This window comes from Paenibacillus silagei, assembly GCF_017874735.1.
GTDB lineage: Bacteria > Bacillota > Bacilli > Paenibacillales > Paenibacillaceae > Paenibacillus_AQ > Paenibacillus_AQ silagei.
The window spans coordinates 155,515-181,358 of record NZ_JAGGLV010000001.1; the positions used below are offsets into that span (position 1 = coordinate 155,515).

Annotated in this window: 27 protein-coding genes and 1 riboswitch; all 27 genes read right to left on the reverse strand. The window is 52.5% G+C overall.

Annotation, left to right across the window (positions count from 1 at the left end; all coding sequences use genetic code 11):
- Positions 1-2: 2 nt before the first annotated feature.
- The 27 genes from csaB to J2Z70_RS00745 all read right to left on the reverse strand — a co-directional run bounded on the left by csaB (position 3) and on the right by J2Z70_RS00745 (position 25,589).
- Entirely contained in the window at positions 3-1,166 is a 1,164-nt protein-coding gene (gene csaB, locus J2Z70_RS00615; protein ID WP_209869277.1) for a polysaccharide pyruvyl transferase CsaB, read from the reverse strand.
- On the reverse strand, positions 1,139-3,178 hold the full coding sequence (locus J2Z70_RS00620) for a DUF5693 family protein (protein WP_209868434.1): 2,040 nt from the start codon (positions 3,176-3,178) through the stop codon (positions 1,139-1,141). The genes csaB and J2Z70_RS00620 overlap by 28 nt, the downstream gene beginning before the upstream one ends.
- 147 nt (positions 3,179-3,325) lie before the next feature.
- Positions 3,326-5,044: a phospho-sugar mutase gene (locus tag J2Z70_RS00625; RefSeq protein WP_209868436.1), complete on the reverse strand. Its 1,719-nt coding sequence runs from the start codon at positions 5,042-5,044 to the stop codon at positions 3,326-3,328.
- A 47-nt stretch (positions 5,045-5,091) separates the two neighbouring features.
- Positions 5,092-5,514, reverse strand: a complete 423-nt coding sequence (fabZ, locus tag J2Z70_RS00630) for a 3-hydroxyacyl-ACP dehydratase FabZ (protein WP_036721704.1) — start codon at positions 5,512-5,514, stop codon at positions 5,092-5,094.
- Positions 5,515-5,818: 304 nt separating this feature from the next.
- On the reverse strand, positions 5,819-6,058 hold the full coding sequence (locus J2Z70_RS00635; RefSeq protein WP_036699259.1) for a DNA-directed RNA polymerase subunit beta: 240 nt from the start codon (positions 6,056-6,058) through the stop codon (positions 5,819-5,821).
- A 9-nt stretch (positions 6,059-6,067) separates the two neighbouring features.
- On the reverse strand, positions 6,068-6,889 hold the full coding sequence (locus J2Z70_RS00640) for a flagellar hook-basal body protein (RefSeq protein ID WP_209868438.1): 822 nt from the start codon (positions 6,887-6,889) through the stop codon (positions 6,068-6,070).
- Positions 6,890-6,960: 71 nt separating this feature from the next.
- Positions 6,961-7,839 (reverse strand): flagellar hook-basal body protein, encoded by an 879-nt coding sequence (locus J2Z70_RS00645; RefSeq protein ID WP_209868440.1) that lies wholly within the window; start codon positions 7,837-7,839, stop codon positions 6,961-6,963.
- 49 nt (positions 7,840-7,888) lie between these two features.
- Complete coding sequence (gene mreB / locus J2Z70_RS00650) at positions 7,889-8,887, reverse strand: rod shape-determining protein MreB (protein WP_036699265.1); 999 nt, start codon at positions 8,885-8,887, stop codon at positions 7,889-7,891.
- Between the two features lie 127 nt (positions 8,888-9,014).
- On the reverse strand, positions 9,015-9,302 hold the full coding sequence (gene spoIIID, locus J2Z70_RS00655) for a sporulation transcriptional regulator SpoIIID (RefSeq protein WP_019915029.1): 288 nt from the start codon (positions 9,300-9,302) through the stop codon (positions 9,015-9,017).
- 221 nt (positions 9,303-9,523) lie between these two features.
- Positions 9,524-10,261, reverse strand: a complete 738-nt coding sequence (locus tag J2Z70_RS00660; protein ID WP_036721710.1) for a M23 family metallopeptidase — start codon at positions 10,259-10,261, stop codon at positions 9,524-9,526.
- Between the two features lie 61 nt (positions 10,262-10,322).
- The gene (gene spoIID / locus J2Z70_RS00665; protein WP_209868442.1) at positions 10,323-11,489 is read right to left on the reverse strand and encodes a stage II sporulation protein D; all 1,167 of its coding nucleotides are present in this window, start codon (positions 11,487-11,489) and stop codon (positions 10,323-10,325) included.
- A gap of 275 nt (positions 11,490-11,764) precedes the next feature.
- Positions 11,765-13,141 (reverse strand): UDP-N-acetylglucosamine 1-carboxyvinyltransferase, encoded by a 1,377-nt coding sequence (gene murA, locus J2Z70_RS00670; RefSeq protein WP_036699206.1) that lies wholly within the window; start codon positions 13,139-13,141, stop codon positions 11,765-11,767.
- A 197-nt stretch (positions 13,142-13,338) separates the two neighbouring features.
- Positions 13,339-13,596: a DUF1146 family protein gene (locus J2Z70_RS00675; RefSeq protein ID WP_209868443.1), complete on the reverse strand. Its 258-nt coding sequence runs from the start codon at positions 13,594-13,596 to the stop codon at positions 13,339-13,341.
- Positions 13,597-13,867: 271 nt separating this feature from the next.
- Positions 13,868-14,284, reverse strand: coding sequence for a F0F1 ATP synthase subunit epsilon (locus J2Z70_RS00680; RefSeq protein ID WP_036699230.1), 417 nt, complete (start codon positions 14,282-14,284; stop codon positions 13,868-13,870).
- Positions 14,285-14,347: 63 nt separating this feature from the next.
- Positions 14,348-15,745, reverse strand: a complete 1,398-nt coding sequence (gene atpD, locus J2Z70_RS00685; protein ID WP_036721719.1) for a F0F1 ATP synthase subunit beta — start codon at positions 15,743-15,745, stop codon at positions 14,348-14,350.
- 52 nt (positions 15,746-15,797) lie between these two features.
- Entirely contained in the window at positions 15,798-16,667 is an 870-nt protein-coding gene (gene atpG, locus J2Z70_RS00690) for an ATP synthase F1 subunit gamma (RefSeq protein WP_076084536.1), read from the reverse strand.
- A 71-nt stretch (positions 16,668-16,738) separates the two neighbouring features.
- Positions 16,739-18,250 carry a F0F1 ATP synthase subunit alpha gene (gene atpA, locus J2Z70_RS00695; RefSeq protein ID WP_036721723.1) on the reverse strand — a complete coding sequence of 504 codons (1,512 nt, stop codon included), beginning with the start codon at positions 18,248-18,250 and terminating at the stop codon, positions 16,739-16,741.
- Between the two features lie 11 nt (positions 18,251-18,261).
- Positions 18,262-18,813 (reverse strand): F0F1 ATP synthase subunit delta, encoded by a 552-nt coding sequence (locus J2Z70_RS00700; protein WP_036721725.1) that lies wholly within the window; start codon positions 18,811-18,813, stop codon positions 18,262-18,264.
- The gene (gene atpF, locus J2Z70_RS00705) at positions 18,810-19,298 is read right to left on the reverse strand and encodes a F0F1 ATP synthase subunit B (protein ID WP_209868445.1); all 489 of its coding nucleotides are present in this window, start codon (positions 19,296-19,298) and stop codon (positions 18,810-18,812) included. Before atpF ends, J2Z70_RS00700 begins: the two co-directional genes overlap by 4 nt.
- Positions 19,299-19,395: 97 nt before the next feature.
- Positions 19,396-19,608: a F0F1 ATP synthase subunit C gene (gene atpE / locus J2Z70_RS00710; RefSeq protein WP_036699216.1), complete on the reverse strand. Its 213-nt coding sequence runs from the start codon at positions 19,606-19,608 to the stop codon at positions 19,396-19,398.
- Between the two features lie 104 nt (positions 19,609-19,712).
- Positions 19,713-20,480, reverse strand: a complete 768-nt coding sequence (gene atpB, locus J2Z70_RS00715) for a F0F1 ATP synthase subunit A (RefSeq protein WP_036699217.1) — start codon at positions 20,478-20,480, stop codon at positions 19,713-19,715.
- Between the two features lie 29 nt (positions 20,481-20,509).
- On the reverse strand, positions 20,510-20,887 hold the full coding sequence (locus J2Z70_RS00720) for an ATP synthase subunit I (protein ID WP_036699219.1): 378 nt from the start codon (positions 20,885-20,887) through the stop codon (positions 20,510-20,512).
- A complete protein-coding gene (locus J2Z70_RS00725) occupies positions 20,880-21,113 on the reverse strand; it encodes an ATPase F0F1 (RefSeq protein WP_209868447.1) in 234 nt (77 codons plus the stop codon). The genes J2Z70_RS00720 and J2Z70_RS00725 overlap by 8 nt, the downstream gene beginning before the upstream one ends.
- A 164-nt stretch (positions 21,114-21,277) precedes the next feature.
- On the reverse strand, positions 21,278-22,453 hold the full coding sequence (gene wecB, locus J2Z70_RS00730) for a non-hydrolyzing UDP-N-acetylglucosamine 2-epimerase (protein ID WP_209868448.1): 1,176 nt from the start codon (positions 22,451-22,453) through the stop codon (positions 21,278-21,280).
- A 64-nt stretch (positions 22,454-22,517) separates the two neighbouring features.
- Complete coding sequence (gene upp / locus J2Z70_RS00735; RefSeq protein WP_036721735.1) at positions 22,518-23,147, reverse strand: uracil phosphoribosyltransferase; 630 nt, start codon at positions 23,145-23,147, stop codon at positions 22,518-22,520.
- A gap of 421 nt (positions 23,148-23,568) precedes the next feature.
- A complete protein-coding gene (locus tag J2Z70_RS00740) occupies positions 23,569-24,816 on the reverse strand; it encodes a serine hydroxymethyltransferase (RefSeq protein WP_036721737.1) in 1,248 nt (415 codons plus the stop codon).
- Positions 24,817-24,983: 167 nt separating this feature from the next.
- Positions 24,984-25,589 carry a TIGR01440 family protein gene (locus tag J2Z70_RS00745; protein ID WP_245367932.1) on the reverse strand — a complete coding sequence of 202 codons (606 nt, stop codon included), beginning with the start codon at positions 25,587-25,589 and terminating at the stop codon, positions 24,984-24,986.
- Between the two features lie 137 nt (positions 25,590-25,726).
- A riboswitch (ZMP/ZTP riboswitch) is annotated at positions 25,727-25,810 on the reverse strand.
- Positions 25,811-25,844 lie beyond the last annotated feature (34 nt).

The following is a 25,844-nucleotide window of genomic DNA, read 5'->3' on the forward strand; positions in this document are numbered from 1 at the left end:
ACTCATCCTTTACGGCCGAAATATTGGACAATTCGCCGGGCCGGTGCCTCTGCCTCTTGGGTGAGCGCGGCAATCAGCGGCTCCCGCTCCTGCTTCCAGCGCTCCCCTGAGCGCAGCAGTTCCAGAAGCCCGGCAGCTACCTTGTCTGCCTCCAGTGTATCTGTCTTGCCTACCGGCTGACAATCCACCCGCTCTAGAAAATGATCAATCTTCGGATCATAAGAGACGCCCATCAGCGGAACACGCTGTCCCGCAGCATAGATAAGGCTGTGCAGCCGCATACCTATAAGGGCCTGGCACTGGCTTACCTCCCGCAGCATCTGCAGCGGATGAAGCGCATCCTCACGGATCGTTACCGATCCTCCATTGTCTTCTATACTCCGGCCCAGCTTCTGCATTACATAGCGAGAAGCCTCATTGTCCGCAGAATGATGGAAGGGCAGAAAGTGTACATGGAGCGGCTGGACCGCAGAAGCCTTCACCAGGCCTTCAGCCAACGCGTCCAGCTCCTTACGGGACTGCTCCCAGAAGCGGACAGAGACACCTACAGTAGCGGGCACAACTTGCAGGCCAGGAACTGGCGTATCCCCAATCAACGTCCCTTTTTCTACCCCTGGCTGCATATCCTCAGGCAACTCCAGACCCATAACCGGGTCAGGTACTACCTCTACCTCATCAATACTAAGCCCCATAGACTGAAGCAACAGGCGGGACTGTTCATCCCGCACGGAGATATAGGCACATTTCCGGAATATGGATTTGATCAGCGGATGAAACAGCTTGCGGTTCACCGGGCCGATTCCCTGGGAATAGATAAATACCGGCTTCCCCATCCACTGGGCCAGCTTGATAATACCGAGGTAATACGGAATGGTCTTGCTGCTTGTAACATCCTGAAGCAGGCTGCCGCCGCCGCTGATCAGGCCCGCACTTTCTGATATGGCTCTGCGGACCTCTCCCAGCTTCATCCGGTGTACAGATTCCACCCCGTACGTGGCAGCCGTCCACTCCGGATCAATGGATAGAACCACAGGCGCAAGCGTTATTCCGGCAGCCTGGGACTGCTTGCGCAGAGCATTCAGAATCGACTGCAGAACGGCTTCGTCTCCGCTGTTGCGGAAGCCGTAGAAGCCGGAGATTACAATTTTTTGAGGAGTGGTGACCATCGCTTCCAACATCCTTCCGCAATCTGCCATACCCCAACAGCGATAATACCGATGATCAGGCCGAGTCCAAGACCCAGGAGTCCGCGGATCAGCGAGATCAGCACAGGTGAATGAATATGGGCAAAGGTATCCACCATAGACAACTGCCCAATAACTGCAATAATCATGATGAAGGCTGCACTCCGGTATTTATAGGCCAAGAATGCACCGAGGATAAAGAGCGGATGTGCCAGCAGGAACTCCTTGTTACGCGGTCTTACCCCGACGGTATTCTCCAGGAAGACACGAAGGATTTTCTCCGGTGCACTTACACTTCCGGCATTCCCGGTCCGGCTCAAATAATACATCCCCACGATACCGATCACACCGGCGGCAATGACCATAGCGAGTGTAATCGGCGTCCGCAGCAGCTTACCTGTCTTGTTAAAGGCAAACTCTCCACGATACAAAAGCACATACAGTGCAGTAAGCCCGATCGGGGCCAAATGCAGCAGACTTACCCCGCGGAACTGTTCCAGTACCAGGGCATAGGTAATATTATTCAGCAGCGCAATGACGAAAGGCACCGCACTGAAGGTGATTAACGCAGTTTTGACATACAGAACGAGACTATGCGTCAGACGGCGGCGCGGGCTCATTACGGCAAAGGTTAACGGATTGGCGCGTAAAGGAGGGCCCATCTCATTAATTTTGCGGATAGCCAGCACTATAGCCAGGGTAGGCGCACTTATGGCTACGGCAAGCGCAAGCGCCTGTTCAAATAATGCCGGCTTCAGAACCAGCAGTCCTGCACTTCCAACCAGTCCAAGCACCCATACAGGCAGAGTAAGCCAAGGGATGAAGTAGGAGAACAGCAGCGCAACCATAGCCACCGCCCCGATCACCGCAATCAGCTTGAAGTAACGCTGGAAGGAGGAATCGCTCACATCAAAGGCTGTAGCTTGTCCAATCTTGAAGCCGTTCGCCTCAATCTTGGCTACTGCACCCTCAGGTCCGCTGAGACTCTCAATCAGGTTATCCAGCGTATCTGTGATAGCAGCCTTCTTAGTGTCTCTGGAGGGAATCGTATTCAGATAGATCATACGGATATTGCGGTCTTTGGTGCCCAGCGCGAACCGGTCTGCGATCACTTCAGTCTTCAGGCTGGAATCCGCCTCACTGAGTGAATACAGGCGCGCCACGTTGTAATCCAGCATATAGGCCAGCTTGGAGAAGCCCTTCTGCTGAACCTTAATATTCTCGATTGCCGCAATTCCCATCCCGTGCTGCTTCAGGAGATCGGCGAAGACGGTCAGACTGCCCGTATCCGCATCATCGGAGTACCCTTTGACAGACTCTCCTTCAAAAAGAATCCGCTTGACGCCAAGCTCGGCGTAACGGTCCAGCAGCTTCTTCACGGCATCCTGATTGTATGCCAGAGAGTCTACAAGCCGGGGCACAATGTTGAAGCCCTTCGCATGCAGCATTTCCAGTGTAATCGGGTCCGGCTGCAGCGGCTTGAGCGTTGCATCCTCCAGCGGTGTCTGGATGATCAGCCCCTGCTGGCCGCGGTAGTTCCATTCTTCCGTCCGGATGTCCAGTCTGCTGAAGGCATCGCGGATAACCGGTGAGAGCATTTCACTGTTCTTCGCACTGGTAAAGAGGACATATGTATAGTTCTCATTCTCCGGAATCACAGTATCGGTAAGATTGGCGATATCAGACGCTCCCCAGATCATCAGGCGGCGCGCCTTGCGGAAATCCTCCAATGTATTTTCATAGATAGCCATACTCTGAACACCGGCTGCCTTCAGCCGGTCTAACTGCTCGTTGATATAATCCTGCGGGTTCTCCCGGTAGCTCGCAACCTCAACCAGATCGCGGTAATCAAAGACAAACTCAACCGTTTTGGAAGACTTCTCTGTCTGTAGACGGTCATATACGACCGGAAGCGCACCGATCAGACCTATCACCATAATGATCCATAACCACTTGCGTGATGCTATATTCCAGCGTTGCCATTTCTGCTGCACCAAAGTACCTCCTCTTTCACTTTAAAGCTGATTGCCTTACATCACAGCTGCCGACCCGACCCTCTTGCCACCGGCAAATTTAAGCGGAAACGGAGGTCTGTCCATCTGGAGCAGCTCCGTTTCCGCAGGGAAGTTATCTATTACTTATTATTTCCCGTCTACCCGTGCCATAACCTGACTGGTCAATTCCGCAACCTTGTGCTTGGCGTTGTCCAGGGATTCACCCACCACGGCAAAATACACTTTGATCTTCGGTTCCGTGCCGGAAGGGCGCAGGCAGAACCACGAGCCGTCCGACAGCAGATATTTCAGCACGTTCTCCTTAGGCAGACCGTCCAGTCCCATGGAGTAGTCCAGCACCTGCGTTACGGATGCCCCGGCGATTTCGTGCGGCGGGCTGGTCCGCCAGTCATTCATGATCCCCTGAATCTGGGCCACTCCGTCCTTGCCCTTCAGCGTGCGGGATTCCAGGCTCTCCAGGAAGTATCCGAACTGTGCATACAGCTCTTGCAGCACATCGTACAGGGTCTTGCCCTGGGCCTTGTAATAGGCACCCGCTTCAGCGATCAGCATTGCAGCAAGGACTGCATCCTTGTCACGGGCATAGTTGCCGGCCAGATAGCCGTAGCTTTCTTCATATCCGAACAGATACGTATACTCGCCGGACTGCTCGAACTGGTTCATCTTCTCCCCGATATATTTGAATCCGGTCAGGGTGTTGAACACCGTAGCGCCATAATGGCTGGCTACAGCAGCGCCCATCTCACTGGTTACAATGGTCTTAACTACAGCGCCGTTAGCCGGCAGCTTCCCTTGTTCCTGTAAACGGCTCAGGAAATAATGAATCATGAGCGCGCCGGACTGATTCCCGGACAGCACTACAAATTTGCCTTCGTTGTCACGAACCACGGCGCCCATACGGTCAGCATCCGGATCTGTACCGATCAGCAGATCCGCATTCAGCTCTTCGCCCAGCTTCATCGCCAGGGTGAAGGCTTCACGTTCCTCCGGATTCGGAGATTTCACGGTAGAGAATTCGGAATCCGGCTGTTCCTGTTCAGGAACTACATGTACCTGAGTGAAGCCGATCTTCTCCAGTACACGGCGGACCGGAAGATTGCCTGTCCCGTGCAGCGGCGTATAGACAATGGAGAAGTCACGGCCCAGCGAAGAGGCAATCTCTTCACGGCTGACACTTACCGCAGCAACCGTATCCGTAAATGCCTCGTCCGCTTCGGCCCCCAGCCAGTGCAGCAGGCCTGCGCTCTCTGCAGCCTCCTGAGACATGCGCTTCACTCCGTTGAAGGAGTCCACATTCAAAATATTAGCAATAACCTTCTCCGCTTCATGCGGCACCAGCTGTCCGCCCTGGGCATTGTAGACCTTGTATCCGTTATATTCAGGGGGATTGTGGCTGGCAGTGATTACAATGCCTCCAGACGCCTTCAAATGACGGACGGTAAAGGATAACTGCGGCGTAGAACGCAGGGAAGAGAACAGGTGGGTCTCAATTCCGTTGCCGGCGAGTACAAGCGCAGCCTCCAGCGTGAATTCCGGCGAGAAGCGCCGGGAATCGTGGGCGATAACCACCGAGGGTCTGCCTTCTCCCGTATGCTGTCCCAGAATGTAATCAGCGAAGCCCTGAGTAGCCCGGCCGACTGTATAACGGTTCATCCGGTTACTGCCTGCTCCGATGACTCCGCGCAAACCGCCTGTACCAAATTCAAGATCTCTATAGAATCGCTCTTCCAGTTCCTTAGGTTCACCGGCAAGGGCCTTCAGCTCTTCTTTGGTGTTCTCGTCGACAGAAGGGTCCTGCAGCCAGCGTGTCAGGGTCTCCTGCGCCTTCGGGCTTAATCCAGTCATGTCTATCTCTCCTTCTCCATCTATAATATATAAGTTTATAACAGGAACTAGCTGAGTGCGAACATAATCTCGCCGGACGCTACCGTCTTGCCGTCCACCTTGGCAGTGGCTTGTCCTTTACCGATACTGCCTTTAAGCCGGGTAATCTCTACCTCAAGCACAAGGGTATCGCCGGGAACAACCTGTCCGCGGAAGCGGAAGCCGTCAAGCCCGGCCAGAAAACCGATTTTGCCCCGGTTAGCTTCTACGCCAAGAATAGCCACAGCGCCCACCTGAGCCAAGGCTTCCGTAATCAGCACACCCGGCATCACCGGGAAGCCAGGGAAGTGTCCGGCAAAAAACGGCTCATTTACCGTTACATTTTTGATGCCGACTGCCCGTTTGCCCATTTCTATTTCTGTAATTTTGTCCACCAGCAGAAATGGGGGCCGGTGGGGGATTATTTCTTGAATTTGATTGGTATTCATCATGATTATTAAAGCTCCCTTCGGTTGTAACCGCGTCTATGAACCTCCGCCTACAGCAGCACTTTTGTTTTATTCTCCGCCGTCTCTGCATAAATATGGACAGCTTCGGCAAAAACTATAATTATCCTTCACCACCTGCAGCAGTGGAGGTTAAGATAAGGGGCTTTCTCCACCGCACGCGGCAGCATGGCGGAGAGGGCCCTTTTTGGCGCTCTTAGGGCACGCCATCATTATACATTTTTCAGTATAAAAAAGAAAACTCCCCTGCACAACAAGGGAGCCTCCGATATCGGTATGCCATAACACTTTAAGGTGCGAACACCAGATCATATACATGCTTCCACGTACTCCACAGGAGCACATCACTTAGTTCCTTTTTGCCGAGGATCACATACCCTACGACCAGCCCGCCTCCAAGTGCGGCAACCAGCAGCAATGGAATCAGGAACCACTGAATAATGGTCCAGGCCCTAATCCTGCGCCGCTTCACCGGCTGCTGCTGCTCCTCTTCTGCTTTCTGTGCAGTCTTAACCTTCTCACGACTCATTCCTTCACCTCACGCGCGCATGTTATTAGCCAGGCCCAGCATCTGGTCACTGGAGGACAGCGCCCGGGCAGCAAGCTGATACGTACGCTGAATCTGCATCATCTCCGTCATTTCCCGGCTCAGATCCACATTAGAGGATTCCAGATAGCCTGAGCGAACGCCTACATCCTTCGCTTCGCCCGCTGCTCTTTGCACGAATGCCTGCTGCGTTGTCACGCCTTCAGCTAATACATAGAAATTACCGTCCACAGCTTGCAAAGCATTCTTGCTGAGCGGCTCAACAATCATTAAGCTGCCTGCCAGGACAGGCGGCTGTTTCTCATCCGTCTTGGTCCACACCTGCCCGCGCTCATCAATAGCAGCACTTACATTAGCTCCTACGCTGAGCGGAGTACCGTTAGCACCCAGCACAGGATTGCCGGTATTGTCCACAAGAATCATCTTATCCTTATTGGCCGTATCCGGGGTGAAGTGGAAATTCCCCTGGCGGGTATATGCCGTTTCACCGTTCACCTGAACGCCGAACAATCCATTGCCTTGAAGCGCCAAGTCCGTAGGCTTCCCTGTCTCCTGGAGCGTGCCTTCCTCCCAATTACTTGACACTGTAGGCACACGCACACCAAAGCCGATATTGAAGCCCAGCGGCATGCTGCGCCCAGGCTGGTCATAATCCTTGGATTGCTGCTGTACACGGGTAAGCACATCCTCGAACGAGCCTTGCTTGCTCTTATAACCATTGGTATTCATATTGGCAATGTTATCCGCTATAATATCCAGCCGCTGCTGCAGACTGGCCATTGAGACAGAAGCACCGATTGTCGAGTTGTTCACAGGTCTAACCTCCTACTAGCTTGATAAGAAGAAACTGGCTTACACCATCAGTAATGGTCCATGCAGCCCGGCTATACCCGGCCGACTTCATTCACGGCCTTCTGCAGGCTGCTGTCGTAGAACTGGATCACTTTCTGATTCGCTTCATACGCGCGGTAAGCGGCGTTCATATCCACAGTGACCTGAGTGGCATCCACATTAGAGTTCTCAAGGTAGCCCTGGCGTACCTGCAGAATATCCGTTCCATTAGAAAAGCGGATGTCTGCGGCCTCGGCATCATCAGCATGAAAAACCCCGTTGCCGTCACGCACCAGCTCCTGCGGTCTTGTGACGACGCTGATTCCGATCCGGGTGCCTGAAGGCTGCCCAGTATCATTATCAATCAGATTCCCTTCCCCGTCCACTTTAAGGCTATCTTGGGGCTCTTTCAAACTTAGTGGATTGCCGTTACTGTCGAGCACCTTGAATCCGCCAGAACTAAGCACTTCCCCTGTAGGAGCAACTGTAAAGCTTCCGTTACGTGTATATAAATTATTGCCTTCATTATCTTGAACCGTAAAGAACGCCTGGGGCCGGTAAGTAACCTCGCCATCCGGACTGATATATTTCCCCGAGCCGTCAAAAGCAAGATTGGTACCCGGATTCTCCGGGTCTGGGACCTGCAGATCGGTAGACAGCGCAAAGTCTACGCTTTTGCCGCTCTCAATAAGGTCGCCCTGCAGGTATTGGGAGACGGACTGCTCGGCAAAAACCCCGGTATTGATCCGTCCTACAGTCTTAGCAGTGCCCCCGTTCATCGCGGTGACCAGCACCTCGGGAAAAGCGTGGCTGACACTGTCGACCTGCTTGTACCCCGTAGTATTTAAATTGACCAAGTTCTGCGTCGCCGTATCATGTCTGCGCTGCTGCGTCACCATTCCTGCTGCGGCTGTATATAATCCTCTGAGCATGAGGTCAGTCCCTTCCTGGAATCTGCTGTTCTCCCTTATTATCGGCAGGCTAGAACTTTTTCTTAACTACCTTGTCCAAATGATCCAGCATAATTCCCGTGCCCTTGACGACGCAGTGCATCGGATCTTCAGCCACCCAGACCGGAACATGCAGCTGTTCGGAGAGCAGCTCGTCCAGTCCGTTAAGCAGGGCGCCTCCGCCGGTCAGCACCACTCCACGGTCAATAATATCTGCCGACAGCTCAGGAGGCGTACGCTCCAGCACCGACTTGGCCGCAGCCACAATCGACGAAACCGGGTCCCACAGCGCTTCCTTCACCTCGCCGGATGAAATGGTAAGAGTCTGAGGCAATCCGCTCACCATATCACGCCCGCGGATGTCCATCTCTGCCTTCATGCCGCCCGGACGTACCGAGCCGATGGTCACTTTGATATCCTCCGCCGTGCGTTCACCGATCAGTAGCTTATATTTCTGTTTAATATATCTTAAAATGGCATCGTCGAACTTGTCCCCTGCGATCTTAATGGAAGAGGCGGTAACGACGTCGCCCATGGACAATACGGCTACATCCGTCGTTCCGCCGCCAATATCGACGACCATATTTCCGCTAGGCTGATAAATGTCCATTCCTGCGCCAATGGCTGCAGCTTTGGGCTCTTCCTCCATGAAGACCTCTTTGGCCCCGCTGCGCTCTGCCGCCTCACGGATGGACTTCGTTTCCACAGATGTAATATTGGTGGGAGCACAAATCAAAATACGGGGCCGTGAATACCAGGTCCGGCCGCCAACGCTGTCAATAAAGTATTTGAGCATCATTTCCGTAATGGCAAAGTCGGCGATTACCCCGTCACGGAGCGGACGAATCGTCGTTATATTTCCAGGTGTCCGCCCAACCATCCGGCGTGCCTGTTCACCAACCGCAAGGACCCGCTTCGTATCACTTTCAAGTGTGACCACGGAAGGTTCATCCAGAACGACTCCCCTTCCCTTGACATGAATGAGCACGTTGGCTGTGCCGAGATCGATTCCGATATCCTTGCTAAGCATAATGAAAGAGCCCCCAAAGTGTTATTTTAAATGAGAAAAGAAGATTGTACCAAATTTAAAAATACCATACTTTAGGGGGTGAGTACAATGGACTAAACCTGAATTATGGCGCGAAAATCCGAAAATCTTATGGCTTTGAGGCTACGGCAACCTCACGCTTCTTACCTGTCGTTTTCTTATATTTAATTTTTGTGGCTTCTCCCCCCCGAAGATGACGGATGGACTTGTGATATTCGAGAATGTGCTTCACCTGATCAGCCAGATCCGGATTAATTTCCGGCAGCCGTTCGGTTAAATCTTTGTGCACCGTGCTTTTTGAAACGCCAAATTCCTTGGCTATGGTCCGGACCGTGTGCCTGGTTTCCACGATGCAGCGTCCGATTTTAATGGTACGTTCCTTGATGTAATCGTGCACGCTCCCGCCTCCCAACTGTGAATAGTTTGGTACATTATATGAGGGGCGGGCCTATATATTCGCGCTTTCAGGACATGACAAGCTCAGGAAGGCTCATTTTATTTGTCGGACAACCCAATTCACTGCATTTCACGGCCCCATTTCCAGAATAGAACCTGCCGGACTGTCCATTTCAGGTAGAAAAAAAACAGGAGGCTTCCGCCCCCTGCTGATCATTCGGCTTAGCGCTGCGGAAGCAGATCCGAAGGATTCACAATCTTACCGTCCTCATGCACTTCAAAGTGCAGATGGTTGCCAAGACCCTTCTCCATCTCATTGCGTCCCGCTGTAGCCAGTGTATCGCCCTGCTTCACTTCGTCGCCCTGCTTCACTTTGGTTTCACCCAGACTCTGATAGACCGTCTTCAGATCGCCGGGAGAGGTAATCTCGATTACCTTACCCAGTACAGCAACATCTTCCACTCTGGTGACTTCACCGCTGAGTGCCGCCTTCACATCAAACGTCTTGTTGTCCTCACGGGCAATATCAATTCCGGTGTTGGTGACAAAAGTATTGTTGTACTGCACCATCGCCGCAATATGATTCTCTTCCGTGCCGTTCTCATCGTAGTACGGTTTGACCACTTCCACTTCACTCGGGCTTGCTACAGGCCAGACCAGGCTTTCGGCGGATGCGACAACTTCCAGGGCTTCGGGATCACCGTTTGCGGCTCCGGTTTTGCTGCCGGCCTCACCTTGGGATACTACCGCGGCGTTGTCGGGATTCAGCGGCTTCTGGCCGGCATCCTGATAGACCCACACCAAGGTTAGTATAAGTGCCGCTGCCGCCGTGTAGACTGCCGGGAATACCCACCGTTTGGATAACAGTCTGCTCCATGAAGAAGGCTTGGCGCCTGAATCTCCCTGCTTGTTTTTGAGAGATTCATCATGGGTTGATTTGATTTTGTCTTGTTCATTCATATGGTTATCACCTCAGTAACCAGTGTTACCGGGCGCTTCGCTTTTATACGTATCTTGCAGATTATTTTTTCAGGAGAGTTGAGATTCCGGTAAAAGAGACCCCGCTGTAGTAGTGTTTGAGAATCTGGGTCGCGGTCTTGCCCTCTTTCGCCATTCCGTTCGCCCCCCACTGGCTCATGCCGACACCGTGGCCGTTACCATACGTGGTGATCTGCACCTTCCCCGCTTGGCGCTTCCAGGTGAACTGGCTCGAGCGTAGCCCCAGCTTCTCTCTCACTTCCCGCCCGGTAAATACCTTCCCACCGATAGAGATCTGTTTGATCCGGTGGCCGGCTGTAAGCGACAGCACCTCCGCTGGCAAACTGGTGGAGGATTGAGCGGAGACCGGCACTGCCTTGCCCGAAGCTCCCAGACTGGCTGCTACCGGAAGGTCCTTGGTTCCAAGGCCCAGCTTGCTGCGCAGCTCCGAATTGCTGAAGGTGTAGCTTACCGCCAGGTTCGGGGTGATCTGCAGCTCCCACGGGCTGGCTACACTGCGCAGGTAGGGAACCGCAGCATTCCAGTACTCCTCGGAGTTCTCCGTATACCCTCCGCTGGAGGCGAAGAAGGAAGCCGTGATCGGCTGCCCCTGATAGGTCATGATGGTTCCGCGCGTCTCCAAGACCGCGCGGCGGATCTTCGCCAGGCCGGCGCGCTTGCTGCCGGACGCCCAGTCCCGTTCCAGCACGGCCTGGGATACGTAAGCCTGATGGCTTACCGTATCGCTCACATCCGCTTCGGGAACGGGGACCCCGCTGTGGTCGCCGGCGATCAGACGGCGGGCAATGAACGTGCGGGCCGCTACGGCCTGCGCCTTGAGCGCTTCAAGCTCAAATTCGGCCGGCATCTCGGCCGCCAGTACGCCGCTGACGTATTCCTCCAGCGGCAGGGTCTCTATTTGTCCGCTGCGCGACAAATAGACGGAGACCTCCGGCTGCGGCGCCTCTGCGGCAGCCGTTGCCGGCGGCGCCGGAGCGGCCGTGGCCTGCGGCACGGCCGGGGGCGCCGGCGGCTGTTGTCCCCCGCGCTGCGGGACAACGGCCAGCGGCAGCAGCAGCGCCGCCAGCAGGGGCGCTGCCAGCCAGGCGGCGGGGGCCAGCCGCCGCAGCGGGTGTGCGCCGCGCCGCCGCACGCGCGCTACGCTGCGCGGACGCTTCAGAATGCGCCGCAGGTTGATTAACTCTTTCATCTCTATGGCTCCTTCCGTAAGCACCGGTGATTCTTATAGATATGAATTTGCGGCACCTGCTAGAACGGGATTTTGAGAGAAAGAGAGTTGCGAAATCCCCCGGAACATATAAGGTAAATTTCCCAAGTGGAAACGGCTTTGCCGTCCTTTTAAAGGACGGTACCGTTTCAGCGAGAAATAGAAGGATAATTTATCGTGTGCAACATATAAACTCTTATATTTCAAAAAAGGACCAGCCGCTTAGCGGCTGGTCCTCATATTTTTAAGAATAACTATTATACCCAAGACGGCTGAATCTGGAAACGGGGTCTGATCTCTTCGGCTTTGGAGGATTCGCTTCTGGCCGGTTCAGGCTTAAGCGCTTCTTCCTTCGCAGCAGGAACAGCCGACTCTTCCATGGAAATCCGCCATATGTCCGCACCAAGTCCTGACAGCTTCTCAGCCAGGTGCACATATCCGCGGTCAATGTGATGCGTTCCGCTAACTTCTGTAGTGCCTTCCGCCACAAGTCCTGCCAAAATAAGCGCAGCTCCTGCACGCAGGTCCGTAGCACATACCTTAGCGCCGACCAGACTGGCATTGCCGGTCACGATTGCAGAACGGCCCTCAATCTTGATCTCCGCGTTCATGTTGTGGAATTCATCCACATGCATGAACCGGTTCTCGAAGACAGTCTCTGTCACTACGCTGGTTCCTTCCGAGCGGAGCAGCAGCGCCATCATCTGTGACTGCATATCTGTCGGGAATCCCGGGTAAGGTAATGTCTTGAGATCGACAGCCTTCAGCGGCTTGTCGCTGATGACACGGACTCCGTTCTCATCCGGGATAATCGTAACGCCCATTTCCTCCATCTTGGCAATCACCGGACCCAGATGGTCGGCAATAGCTCCCTCAACATACACATCACCGCCCGTAATCGCCGCTGCCGCCATGTAAGTTCCAGCTTCGATCCGGTCAGGAATGACATGATGTCTTACGCCGTGCATACGCTCAACGCCTTCAATCCGGATCACTCCGGTACCGGCTCCGCGTACAATGCCGCCCATCCCGTTGAGGTAATTGGCAAGGTCAACAATCTCCGGCTCTTTTGCGGCGTTCTCAATCACTGTGGTGCCTTCGGCAAGCGCGGCAGCCATCATTATATTTTCGGTCGCACCTACGCTGGCCACATCCAGGTAAATCTTGGCGCCGCGCAGTCTCCCGTTACTTTTCGCATCAATATAGCCCTGGCCCAGACTAATCTCGGCCCCAAGCGCTTCAAAACCCTTCAAATGCTGGTCAATCGGCCTAGTTCCAATGGCACAACCGCCAGGCAGAGAAATACGAGTATGCCCCATACGGGACAGGAGCGGGCCCATAACCAGGAAAGAAGCCCTCATTTTGCGTACCCATTCATATGGTGCTTCACAGGAAGTAATATTAGTGGCATCTACTTCAATCACATCGTTCTGGTATGTAATACCTGCACCCAGAGATTCCAATACTTTGTTAATCGTCATTACATCGTCTAACGGAGGTGCGTCCACAATGACGCTGACTCCTTCTTCTGCCAATAGAGAGGCGGCTATGATCGGTAGTACGGAATTTTTTGCGCCGCTGACTTTCACGCTCCCGGTCAATCTGTTGCCACCGCGGACGATAAATTTGCTCATTTCGGTTTCCCTCCGCGTCCATTATTTCTGAAATTAATTTTGAGGTTAAAATTCGTCTGTTAAGATATTGAATATTCCGCCATTGCGTCTTAGGTGCAGATTCCTTGCTTAACTTCAGTGTTGACATAATAAAACCTTATTATTCGACACTTTTTTCACTATGTTGGCCTATACAGATATAACCAAAGCCGCTGCCGTTAAAACATCCGTGCGATAAGTCCGCTCCAGCCCAGGTAATCAAGCAGGAACCCGGCCACGAAGTGACCCAGAACAATCGCCAAGAGCAGGTGCAGCAGTCTGCCCTGAGGGCTCTTGGGATATCTTATGACCAAATCCAGCTTAAGGTTCTGAAGTGCCCACCAGGATAATGCAACACAGATCAAAGAGATAATCATCGAAATCATATTGCTGGTGCCGATCGCACCCGACAACTCAGCGGATAAGCGTGTGTTCATATTAGCCCCCTGTGTTAGGTACTCGGAAATCGACTCTTATATCATACTTGTGCAGGGGAAAAGAATCCAGTACTTTTACGAAATTTTAAACAATTGGGTCTTTATATGCAGATCTGATGACGATATGTTCATAATCTGCTAGATTTGCGCTAGCTAAATTCCCCCACAAAGTGGGCTTTAGCTTCGATGATGACTCAGGTACTTTGCGGGGGCCCCAAAACATATAAATTCTAAAAAAAGCAGTCAAGCCCAGGGCTTGACCGCTTATCTGCTACTGTTGTCCTTTGCCGGTCGAAACTTTGATCCGCGTTACAGCACGCTGCAATGCCAGCTCCGCACGGCGGTGATCGATCTCATCCTGCTTGCTTTGCAGCTTAAGGCGGCGCTCAGCCCGCTCCTTAGCCGCTTCAGCGCGCTCCACGTCAATATCCCGGGGCAGCTCAGCACTTTCAGCCAGCACCGTTACCTTATCTTTGTGCACTTCAACGAAACCGCCATGCACAGCGATGGAGACTGTGACGCCGTCCGCCTTAACGCTAAGCGGAGCAACCTGAAGCGGGGTGACGAGCGGAATATGTCCCGGGAGAATCCCCAGTTCACCATTCACACCGCGTACCGTCAGACTGTTCACTTGCTTGGAGTAGACCAGATGCTCCGGAGTAACTATTTCGAGCAAAAAGGTATTCACTTCCATTCCTCCTCAAAGCTTTACAGAATAAAGCCCGATCCCCCAGCATAAGCATGCTTAGGGTTACAACGTTTTCGCTTTTTCCACGGCTTCTTCAATCGTGCCTACGAACAGGAACGCTACTTCCGGAAGATCATCATGCTTACCTTCCAGGATTTCCTTGAAGCTGCGTACGGTTTCTTTGATCGGCACATATTTGCCCTTGAAGCCGGTGAACTGCTCTGCTACGTGGAAAGGCTGGGACAGGAAGCGCTCAACCTTACGGGCGCGGGCCACAATGACCTTATCCTCTTCACTCAGCTCATCCATACCGAGGATGGCAATGATATCCTGAAGCTCGGTATAACGCTGCAGCAGCTGCTTAACGCCTTGTGCCACGTTATAGTGCTCTTCGCCGACGATTTCCGGTGCCAGCATCCGCGAGCTGGAAGCCAGCGGGTCAACCGCAGGGAAAATCCCTTTTTCGGAGATTTTACGCTCCAGGTTGGTCGTTGCATCCAAGTGGGCAAATGCCGTAGCCGGTGCAGGGTCAGTATAGTCATCCGCAGGCACGTAGATCGCCTGGATGGATGTAACAGAGCCTTTCTTCGTGGACGTAATCCGTTCCTGCAGCTGACCCATTTCTGTAGCCAGCGTAGGCTGGTAACCTACCGCAGATGGCATCCGGCCGAGCAGGGCCGATACTTCGGAACCCGCCTGGGTGAAGCGGAAGATGTTATCGATAAAGAGCAGCGTATCGCGGCCTTCCACATCACGGAAATATTCCGCCATAGTCAGACCGGTCAGTGCTACGCGCAGACGCGCGCCAGGAGGCTCATTCATTTGTCCGAAGACCATGGCCGTTTTCTTGATTACGCCGGAATCGGTCATTTCGTGATAGAGGTCATTCCCCTCACGTGTCCGCTCGCCAACGCCGGCGAATACGGAGATCCCGCCGTGTTCCTGTGCGATGTTGTTGATCAATTCCTGGATGGTTACTGTTTTACCTACGCCGGCACCGCCGAACAGGCCGATTTTACCGCCCTTGGCATAGGGTGCCAGCAAGTCGATAACTTTAATTCCGGTCTCCAGAACCTCTGCCTGAGTTGACAATTCATCAAAGGTAGGAGCCAGACGGTGGATCGGGTTTCTAGCCGCCACCACTTCAGCACCGTTATCGATTGGATTACCAAGTACGTTAAATACGCGGCCAAGTGTTGCTTCACCCACAGGAACCGAGATTGGCGCTCCCTGGTCAATAGCGTCAATCCCGCGAACCAGTCCATCTGTAGAGGACATGGCGATACAGCGCACCAGGTTATCTCCAAGATGATTGGAAACTTCAAGAGTCAGATCCATGCTGCGGCCATCGCTGAGGCTCGCAACTATTTTGATGGCGTTGAATATCTCGGGCAACTGGCCGCGTTCAAATTCAATATCGACAACCGGACCCATAATGCTCACAACGCGTCCTTTGTTCATCTTCATTTCCCTCCTCGAAAGCTGTTACATATGGACCTTAAGCCCACTCATATTAAGACTGCGCGTTCGCACCAGCCACGATCTCGGTAATTTCTTGCGTAATGGCCGCCTGACGGGCACGGTTGTACGTAAGCCTAAGTTCTCCGATCATTTTTGACGCGTTCTTCGTTGCACTGCCCATCGCTGTCATCTTGGCTCCCAGCTCGCTGGCCTTGCCGTTCAGAAGAGCACCATAGATTAAAGTTTCGGCATATTTCGGAAGCAGAACCTCCAGCACGCCTGCAGGTGAAGGCTCGTATTCATAAGCAGCAGATGCTCCGTGATGCCCGCCTTCCCCAACGCCTTCCATAGGCAGAAGTCTGTCTACAGTCGGAACCTGGCTGATCGCATTAACGAACCGGTTGTAGCAAATGTAGATCTCATCATAGACGCCTGTCTCGAACTGGTTAACCGCCGAATAGGCAATCGACTTGATGTCGGCAAATTTCGGGGTATCGGACAGCTCGGTGATTTCTTCTACAATGGGATATTCACGGCGCCGCAAAAAGTCACGGCCTTTGCGCCCGATCACAAACAGCGCATACTCATCCTTGGACTTATGGCGTTCTGCGATCAGCATCGTTACTTTACGCAGAATATTCGCATTGTAGCCGCCGGCAAGACCTCTGTCCGAGGTGATGATCAGATAACCTGTTTTTTTGACAGGCCGGCTGACCAGCATCGGGTGCTGGAGATCCTGCGTACCGGCAGCAATACTCGAGACGACCTCTTTCAGCTTCTCTGAATACGGACGGGCTGCTTCCGCCTTCTCCTGCGCCTTGCGCAGCTTGGATGCAGCGACCATCTCCATCGCTTTGGTGATCTGTCTGGTGTTCTGAACGCTCTTAATTTGACGTTTAATATCGCGCATGCTTCTTGCCATGATTTCACCACCTTAGAGCTTTGACGTAGGTCAAAGCTAACTTCGTAAGCATAAACGGTAAACTCTATATATTAGCTTGTAGCAAAGCCTCTTTTGAATTTCTCGATGGCATCCTTGAGCGCCGCTTCGTTGTCTGCTGTCAGATCCTTGGTATCCGCGATGGATTTCAGGATTTCAGTTGCACTGCTGTCGATAAAGGCCAGGAATTCCTTCTCGAAACGCTTAACATCCTTGACAGGAATATCATCCAGATGTCCTTTGACAGCGGTGTACAGACTAAGCACTTGATGTTCAACGCTAAGCGGCTGGTTCACACCCTGCTTCAGAATCTCCATCATACGCGCGCCTCGGTTCAGACGGGCTTGCGTTGATTTGTCCAGATCGGAGCCGAACTGGGAGAAGGCTTGAAGCTCACGGTATTGAGCCAGATCCAGACGCAGGGAACCGGCGACCTTCTTCATGGCTTTGATCTGTGCGGAGCCCCCTACACGGGATACGGAGATACCTACGTTGATCGCCGGACGCTGACCGGAGTTGAACAAGTCGGATTCAAGGAAGATTTGGCCGTCTGTGATCGAAATTACGTTCGTTGGAATGTAAGCCGATACGTCAGAAGCCTGTGTTTCGATGAATGGCAGCGCGGTTAATGAACCACCACCAAGCGCATCGCTAAGCTTGGCCGCACGTTCCAGCAGACGGGAGTGCAGATAGAATACGTCACCAGGGAAGGCTTCACGGCCCGGTGGACGGCGGAGCAGCAGGGACAATTCGCGGTAAGCCGAAGCCTGCTTGGACAGGTCATCATAAATGACAAGCACATGCTCACCCTTGTACATGAAGTATTCGCCCATAGCGCAGCCTGCGTACGGAGCAATATAGAGCAGCGGAGAAGGCTCGGAAGCCGACGCGGTTACAACGATAGTGTAATCCAGCGCGCCATGACGGCGGAGGGTTTCTACTACCTGTGCTACAGTAGATTGTTTTTGTCCGATAGCAACATAGATACACTTCATCCCGTTGCCCTTCTGGTTGATAATCGCATCAATTGCAATCGCAGTCTTACCTGTCTGACGGTCACCAATGATCAGCTCGCGTTGTCCGCGGCCGATTGGCACCATGGCATCGATTGCTTTTAGCCCCGTCTGCATCGGTTCGTGTACCGACTTGCGGTCGATAACCCCCGGTGCGTTATGTTCAACCGGACGGAATTCTGTAGTAGCGATCGGTCCCTTGCCGTCAAGCGGCTGGCCCAGTGCATTCACTACGCGGCCCAGCATGGCTTCGCCAACCGGAACCTGCATGATCTGACCGGTACGTTTAACCTGATCGCCTTCGCGGATCTCTTTGTATTCACCCAGAATAACAACACCGACGTTGCTTTCTTCCAGGTTAAGCGCCATGCCTACTACCCCGTTGGAGAACTCCAGCAGTTCCCCTGCCATTGCGTTTTCCAGACCGTAGACACGGGCGATACCGTCGCCGACTTGAATGACGGTGCCAATTTCGGCCACTTCGATATCGGCTTTATATTGCTCAATTTGACTTTTGATCAAAGTGCTGATCTCTTCAGGTCTGATGCCCAATATCCTCACCCCTATCTTCTTTGCTTATCATTAAAGGATTTCTCAAGACGCGTAAGCTTACCGGCCAGACTTCCGTCATACAGCGTATCGCCGATGACGACCTTCAGTCCGCCGAGCAGGCTTGTATCGACCACATTGGTTACACGAATCTTACGGCCAGTAAGCTGGCTGAATTCAGCCGCCACACTGTCCTGTTCTGCCTGGTTCAGGGAATAAGCGGAATAGACAGTAGCGTAGCCAATGCCAAGGGCATCCCCTTCAATCTTGATATACTTAGCCAGCAGCTCTGCGAAAATATCGGTTCTGCCCCGCTTTACCAATAACTCAACAGTGTTCATTACGGCTTCCGAGACTTTACCTTGAAGTGTTCCGCGCAGCACATTCAGCTTGTCGGATTGCGAGATGCGGGGTGCCAGGATAAACCGTTTCACCTCTGCATCGTTATCAAGCACTTCAACGACTAACTTCAGCTGTTCCTCCACTTGAAGCGTAATGCCTTCATCCACCGCTACACTGTACAAGGCTTTGGCATAGCGCCCGGCAACTACCGTGTCGCGGCTCATGATCGGCCTCCTACCTCTTTGAGGTATTGATCAACAAGCTGTTCCTGTTCGCCGTCAGCTGCAACTTCCTTCTCAAGCAGCTTCGAGGCAATGCGGACCGAGGCTGTACCCAGCTCGCTGCGCAGCGCTTCTACCGCCTTGTTCTTCTCGTTCTCAATGTCACGTACCGCTTCGTCTTTCAGACGGCTTGCTTCCACGTGAGCCTGCTCAAGAATCTTGTCAACCTGGTTGTTGCTGGTAGCCTGGGACTGCTGAATGATAGCCTGTGCCTCTTGGCGCGCCTGCTGCAGGGCTTGCTTCTGCTCTTCCACATAAGCGACCGCCTGCTCTCTGGTCTTGGCTGCTTCATCCATTTGCTGCAGTACCATTTCGCGGCGCTTCTCCATAATTCCGAACAGCTTGCTGAAGGCAAACTTGCTGAGCAGGAAGTACAGAACTCCAAATGCAACAATGGAAAATACTATATTGGTCCAAACGATATTCACTGAGGTCACTCCCTTCCGTTACCGCGGCTTGCGGACATATACAAAAGTAAGGCGCGGATGGCACTTGCCCTCCCCGCCAAACCGTAAAAACGGTTTATTAAGTAAACATGATCAGGAACGCGATAACTGTAGCGGCCAAAGGAATAACTTCCACGATACCTACACCGATAAACATTGTTGTCTGCAGTGCGTTACGTGCTTCCGGCTGACGGGCGATAGATTCCACCGTCTTGCTGACGATCATACCATTACCCAGACCTGCGCCGAGTGCGCCCAAACCAACCGCGATTGCTGCTGCTAAAAATTCCATTTGTAAATATCCTCCTTTAATTTCGGTTCTTTTTGTAATGTCTTAATAATATAAAATCTCCCGCGAAGGTTTCCGGCACCTGCCGCTATCCTCACGGCAGCTTATTAATGCGCTTCTTCCTCGTGGATCGTCATCTGTGCGATGTAGACCATCGTCAGAATCGTAAAGATAAAGGCCTGAAGCGCCCCGACAAAGATACTGAAGCCCTGCCAGATGGCCAGGAACGGAATACTGAACAGTCCCAGCTTCAGAATGACGGTAATCAGAACTTCGCCGGCAAAAATGTTAGCGAATAGACGAATGGCAAGCGCCACTGGCTTCGCCAGGTTCTCAATGATGTTCAGCGGCAAGAAAATTGGAAACGGCTCAATATAATGTTTGAAATAATGCTTGCCGTTCAGCTTGATGCCTAAGTAGTTCATGAGTACAAACACAACGATCGCAAGTCCTGCGGTTACGTTGATGTCTGCAGTCGGCGATTTGTACCACAGAATCTCAGCATGCGCGCCATCGGCCAGGTTCTTAGTTGCTTCGATAACATGTCCGAAGACTGTAACCGGACCATCGGCCTCTGTAATAACGGAAAACGGCAGACCAAGGAGATTGGAGACGAAGATAAACAGTATCAGCGTCAATCCCAGTGATATGTAAGGCTTTCCCTTCTTCAGATCCATGGCGCTGCTGATCAGTCCCTGTACAAATTCAACCACCCATTCCATGAAATTCTGGAGCTTGGACGGATTCTCAACCGACAGGTTGCGGACGGAGAGCATGACCAGTACGAACACTATCACCGAGCTGATTACCAGCATTAGCACAGCAGACAGGTCAATCGGTATTCCGCCAACATAGATTAAAGGCATTTCGTGCATAGTATCATCCCCCTTTCTCTTTAATATGGCTACAGCTTATTCTTGATTCCTAGATATATCCCCACGGGAATAGCCAGAAGCTGGGGGATGAACAGGCCGATAATCGTTGCCTCCAGCGAGAAATGTTCGTATTTGACTGAGAACATGGTCACCAGAATTCCAAAACTGATTCTTGTAGCAAAACCAAGGCTGAAGGAGCTTTTCCCTTGCTTCGCCACCGCTGCTGTCACTCTTCTGACCTTAAGGGCTAGATAACGGAAATTAACCAGTCCTGCCAGCAAGCCGAGTGTCATTCCCAGAGTAACTGCACGGGTCTCATGATGGAGAGCCCACCCCATTACCAATCCTGCCATAATGATTACTGTCACCCTGGTGACGATATTGATTACGGGAGTCATATTATCCATTTTGCTCCCCCAAAAAATTTTTGATTAGCAAAGCAACATTCACAACTCCGAGAATCAACCCGGTAATTGTTCCGATAGCCAGCCAAAAGGCAGGTCCGTCCATCAGATTGCGCAGCCACTTTGCCACAAAAAAGCCTATTACAATGTAAGCGGCGAGCAAGCTGCCCGCACCCCCGAGTACTAGAGCCGTACGCCCCAGTCCAGGCTCATTCTTTGGTTCCTTCATAGGCTACAATCCCAACTAATTTTACTGAATATCCAGACTCTTTGTCAATTCACAGAAAATTGCCCAAAATCGCATGAAAATATGAAAATAATCACAGCAAAATACACCAAAACCATATAAACCGTACAGTTTAACTGTATGCTGCTTTTATTAACCTTAGTATATTAGTTGTCTTGCTCTGTTTTATCATTTGTGAACATTGTGTGAAATTCTTCTGGACGTTCTTCAGCGGCTCCGAAATGGTGCAAAATCGCATTGACAATTCTCTCGGAGGCTTTGCCGTCTCCATACGGGTTGGCGGCCCGGCTCATCGACTGATACAGGTTCTGATCGGTCAAAAGAGCATGTGTCCGTTGATACACCTTCTCCTCGTCCGTTCCCACAAGCTCCAGTGTTCCGGCCTCGATCCCTTCCGGGCGCTCGGTTGTATCACGCAGCACAAGCACAGGAACTCCAAAGGAGGGAGCTTCCTCCTGCAGGCCGCCGGAATCGGTCAATATCAGGTGGGTATGCGGATAAAAGTTATGCAGGTCAACGACATCCAGCGGATCAATCAGCTTGATTCTAGGGTGTCCGCCGAGGATCTCATGCGCCGGTTCCTTGACTGCGGGACTCGGGTGCACGGGATACACAATGGCTACATCTTCAAATTCATCAGCGATTCTTTTGACTGCACGGAAAATATGACGGTGCGGTTCGCCTTGGGATTCTCTGCGGTGCGCCGTCATCAAAATAAGTCTTTTTCCTGAAGCAAAATCAAGGACCGGATGCCGGTAGTCCGGCTGTACGGTATATTGAAACACATCGGTTACGGTATTGCCTGTGATATAAATACTTGATTCTTTTTTGTTCTCGTGTCTCAGGTTGCCCGCTGACCAATGGGTCGGAGCAAAATGCAGATCAGCAAGCACGCCTGTCAGCTGACGGTTCATTTCTTCCGGATAAGGCGAAAGCTTGTTCCATGTCCGAAGACCTGCTTCCACATGCCCAACCTGAATCTGCTGCAGGAAAGACGCATAGCTGGCCAGGAAGGTGGTCAGGGTATCGCCATGTACAAGCACGAGGTCCGGCTTCACTTCGCGGAGCACCGGCTCCAGGCCTTCGAGCACCCGGATCGTGATCTCATTGAGCGTCTGGCGGTCCTTCATTACGTCCAGATCATAATCCGGGGTAATCTTGAACACCTCAAGCACCTGATCCAGCAGCTCCCGGTGCTGCGCAGTTACACAAACAATCGATTCAATCTGCTCAGGATGTCTGTTCAGCTCCAGAACCAGAGGCGCCATCTTGATTGCCTCGGGGCGCACTCCGAAAATCGTCATTACTTTAATTTTGGACATAAGCCCTTCCCTCTCTTCTGAAAACCGTGGTCTATTGGGTTCGTACTATTATTATCTGTGCTTCTTACTTGGTTCCGTACAGTCTGTCCCCGGCATCTCCGAGGCCCGGAACGATATATCCGTGATCATTCAAATGATCGTCAAGCGCTGCAACATAGATATCCACATCCGGATGAGCAGCTTGTACAGCCGCAACACCTTCCGGGGCAGCAATCAGGTTCATCATCTTGATCTGAGTGCAGCCGCGGTTCTTAAGCGAGGTAATCGCCGCAATGGCAGAGCCGCCTGTAGCCAGCATAGGATCGATTACGATCAGCTCACGTTCCTGGACATCCGTAGGAAGCTTAATGTAGTACTCCACCGGCTGCAGGGTGTCCGGATCACGGAACAGGCCTACATGACCTACCTTCGCCGCAGGAAGCAGCTTAAGAACACCTTCCAGCATGCCAAGACCGGCGCGCAGAATCGGAATCAGCCCGAGCATTCTTCCCGAAATCACCTTGCTCTGCGTTTCCTGCACTGGCGTCTGCACCGTAATGGTCTCCAGCGGGATATCACGTGTAATCTCATAAGCCATAAGTGTTGCTACTTCATCGACATGCTCCCTGAAGTCTTTTGTGTTGGTCCGCACATCGCGAATGAATGTCAATTTGTGCTGAATCAATGGATGATCGCAAATCACCAATTTTCCCATGTTGTCCCTCCGGTAATTGTAAGTCTTATTTATAGCCAAAGTAAGCACTCGGCTTCTCAGGTGGCTAAATCCTATCTATTATATCATCACCAAGACTGCTTTTCACCTACAGATAGACGGATCCGCGAGTCCTCCGGCTTCCTGCAGACTCCCAGCCCATGGAAGCTTAAGTCAATATATCCACCTCTTTGGATATAAAACAAAGCTTAGTTTGTACGATTGGGCGCTTTTAATACTATTCACAGTTCTTTCACTACTTTTAATGAAAGTTCCATGAACTTTCATGTAACTTTCAGTATAATTCAAACGTTTTCCCGGCAGCCATTTGTGAACATTATGTAACAGCAACGCAGCAAATAAAAAGCCTTTGCGTACTTCCGGCGGAACCGGGTACGCAAAGGCGATTATTCGAGGACTCTGATTAGTACTGCAATCCAGGGTAAATCGGATATTGTTCAGTCAGCTTGGCTACCTCACGGGCCGCCTGAGTCAAGTTAGCTTCATCCTGCGGATTCTTCAGGACAGCAGCAATAATCCGGCCGATTGTAACCATAGCCTGCTCATCCATACCGCGTGAAGTAACAGCCGGTGTGCCGATGCGGATACCGCTGGTTACGAATGGGCTAGTCGGGTCAAACGGAATCGCGTTCTTGTTGACTGTAATTCCGATGGAATCCAGCACCTTCTCAGCGACCTTGCCGGTAATGTTCAGGTTGCGGGTATCCAGCAGGATCAGATGGTTATCGGTTCCACCGGATACAATATTAATACCTTCGCCAACAAGGGTCTCTGCCAGTACCTTGGCATTCTTAACTACGTTCTCGGCATAAGTCTTGAATGAAGGCTGCAGCGCCTCACCGAACGATACGGCTTTGGACGCAATCACATGCATCAAAGGTCCGCCCTGGGAACCAGGGAAGACTGCTTTATCAATCGCGGCAGCCCATGGCTGTCTGCACAGAATCATCCCGCCGCGCGGACCGCGCAGGGTTTTGTGCGTAGTTGTAGTCACGAAGTGGGCATGAGGAACCGGACTCGGGTGAAGACCTGCAGCTACCAGACCGGCAATATGGGCCATATCGACCATGAACAAAGCGCCCACATCATTCGCAATCGAACCGAGTGCGGCAAAATCAATCGTACGCGGATACGCGCTCGCACCGGCAACGATCATTTTGGGACGATGCTTGAAGGCGGCTTTGCGCACTTCATCATAATCGATCAGGAAGGAATCCTCTTGTACGCCATAAGCCACGAAGTTATACAGAATTCCGGAGGCATTCACCGGGCTGCCGTGGGTCAAATGGCCGCCATGCGCCAGATTCATACCCAGTACGGTATCGCCAGGGCTAAGGGCAGCAAGATATACAGCCATGTTAGCCTGTGCGCCGGAATGCGGCTGCACGTTGGCATGCTCTGCACCGAACAGCTCCTTGGCACGGTCACGGGCCAGGTTCTCTACGATATCCACATCTTCACAGCCGCCGTAGTAACGCTTGCCGGGATAACCTTCGGCGTATTTGTTGGTAAGCACGGAGCCCATGGCCTCCATGACGGCTTCACTTACAATATTCTCTGAGGCAATAAGTTCAATGTTCGCACGCTGGCGGCTCAGTTCGAGGCCCATCGCTTCCAGTACTGCCGGGTCACTTTTACGCAATTGTTCCATGTTTCTAATTTCCTCCCTGTAACTCTGATTTATGTGGTATTACAAGCGGAAACGGCATTGCCGTCCTTTTAAGGATGGTACCGTTTCAGCGAGAAAGATAAGGATAATTATAGCGCGAAGCATATAATTCTTATCTTTAGAAAAACCGTTAGCTAAACTCTCTCACTTCAGTCACAATTCACGGAACCGCTAGTCTCAGGCGTGCGGTACACGGCCCGTTCCCCGCCGATCAGCGGCGGTCTGCTCCATGCGGCATTTACCCGGGCAGCCCCGATATACCGCAGGCTAGGCCGGTAAGGTACGGCAATCCGGCGCAGATGCATGCCAATCAGGGTCTCCCCGATATCTATACCGGCATGAGCTTCAATCGTCTCTGCCAGTACCGGATCTGTCATGGACTGGTAGGCCGCAGCTGCCATGGAGCCTCCGGCTCCCGGAATGGGCACAGCCGACACCTCTCTAAGGCGAAGGGATTCCAGCAGAGCGCGTTCCATCACCAGCGAACGGTTCAAATGCTCGCAGCATTGATAGACCGGGTGAAAACCAAATTCATCCGCAATCTGCGTAATCCCCTCCAGCAGCTGCCGCGCAACCTCCAGCGCACCGCCTGTCCCAATCCGCTTCCCCGCCACTTCGCTTGTGCTGGCTCCGACGACCAGGATCTTCCCCGGACCGAGCTGGCCCGCTACTGCAAGTTCACGCGTTACCGCAGCAGTGGCTGCGGCCAAAGAGAGCTCCCCGCTGCCCGTTAGCTGCTGCTCTGCAGCTGCCATACCGGATAAGCGGTCATCCCCTGACTTCTGCTTCAGGACTTCCTCCATCTTACCGCCCCCTTCAACCGTTTCTGATTTCCATGGAGATGCAACTTTTAAACAAAAAAGAGCAGTCCGCAGGTTGAACTGCGGATGTGCTCTTTTGCCCAGGCGACCGGCCGTTTATTCCAGGTGCTCCATCGTGGTTTCATCCACACTTGTCGCCAGTTACACCGGAACCGGATCATATTTATTACATCTTAAGGGATAGTCAGC

Coding starts and splice junctions, on each gene's coding strand:
- J2Z70_RS00700 (WP_036721725.1), bottom strand. CDS start 18,813: ATGAGCCGCGACACGGTAGTTGCCGGGCGCTATGCCAAAGCCTTGTAC.
- J2Z70_RS00725 (WP_209868447.1), bottom strand. CDS start 21,113: ATGAAGGAACCAAAGAATGAGCCTGGACTGGGGCGTACGGCTCTAGTA.
- atpG (WP_076084536.1), bottom strand. CDS start 16,667: ATGGCAAGAAGCATGCGCGATATTAAACGTCAAATTAAGAGCGTTCAG.
- atpD (WP_036721719.1), bottom strand. CDS start 15,745: ATGAACAAAGGACGCGTTGTGAGCATTATGGGTCCGGTTGTCGATATT.
- J2Z70_RS00675 (WP_209868443.1), bottom strand. CDS start 13,596: ATGAACACACGCTTATCCGCTGAGTTGTCGGGTGCGATCGGCACCAGC.
- J2Z70_RS00645 (WP_209868440.1), bottom strand. CDS start 7,839: ATGCTCAGAGGATTATATACAGCCGCAGCAGGAATGGTGACGCAGCAG.
- atpE (WP_036699216.1), bottom strand. CDS start 19,608: ATGGAATTTTTAGCAGCAGCAATCGCGGTTGGTTTGGGCGCACTCGGC.
- upp (WP_036721735.1), bottom strand. CDS start 23,147: ATGGGAAAATTGGTGATTTGCGATCATCCATTGATTCAGCACAAATTG.
- atpB (WP_036699217.1), bottom strand. CDS start 20,480: ATGCACGAAATGCCTTTAATCTATGTTGGCGGAATACCGATTGACCTG.
- mreB (WP_036699265.1), bottom strand. CDS start 8,887: ATGCTTAGCAAGGATATCGGAATCGATCTCGGCACAGCCAACGTGCTC.
- fabZ (WP_036721704.1), bottom strand. CDS start 5,514: ATGATGAATACCAATCAAATTCAAGAAATAATCCCCCACCGGCCCCCA.
- csaB (WP_209869277.1), bottom strand. CDS start 1,166: ATGGTCACCACTCCTCAAAAAATTGTAATCTCCGGCTTCTACGGCTTC.
- spoIID (WP_209868442.1), bottom strand. CDS start 11,489: ATGAAAGAGTTAATCAACCTGCGGCGCATTCTGAAGCGTCCGCGCAGC.
- wecB (WP_209868448.1), bottom strand. CDS start 22,453: ATGTCCAAAATTAAAGTAATGACGATTTTCGGAGTGCGCCCCGAGGCA.
- murA (WP_036699206.1), bottom strand. CDS start 13,141: ATGAGCAAATTTATCGTCCGCGGTGGCAACAGATTGACCGGGAGCGTG.
- J2Z70_RS00660 (WP_036721710.1), bottom strand. CDS start 10,261: ATGAATGAACAAGACAAAATCAAATCAACCCATGATGAATCTCTCAAA.
- J2Z70_RS00740 (WP_036721737.1), bottom strand. CDS start 24,816: ATGGAACAATTGCGTAAAAGTGACCCGGCAGTACTGGAAGCGATGGGC.
- J2Z70_RS00635 (WP_036699259.1), bottom strand. CDS start 6,058: ATGAGTCGTGAGAAGGTTAAGACTGCACAGAAAGCAGAAGAGGAGCAG.
- J2Z70_RS00745 (WP_245367932.1), bottom strand. CDS start 25,589: ATGGCAGCTGCAGAGCAGCAGCTAACGGGCAGCGGGGAGCTCTCTTTG.
- J2Z70_RS00625 (WP_209868436.1), bottom strand. CDS start 5,044: ATGACTGGATTAAGCCCGAAGGCGCAGGAGACCCTGACACGCTGGCTG.
- J2Z70_RS00720 (WP_036699219.1), bottom strand. CDS start 20,887: ATGGATAATATGACTCCCGTAATCAATATCGTCACCAGGGTGACAGTA.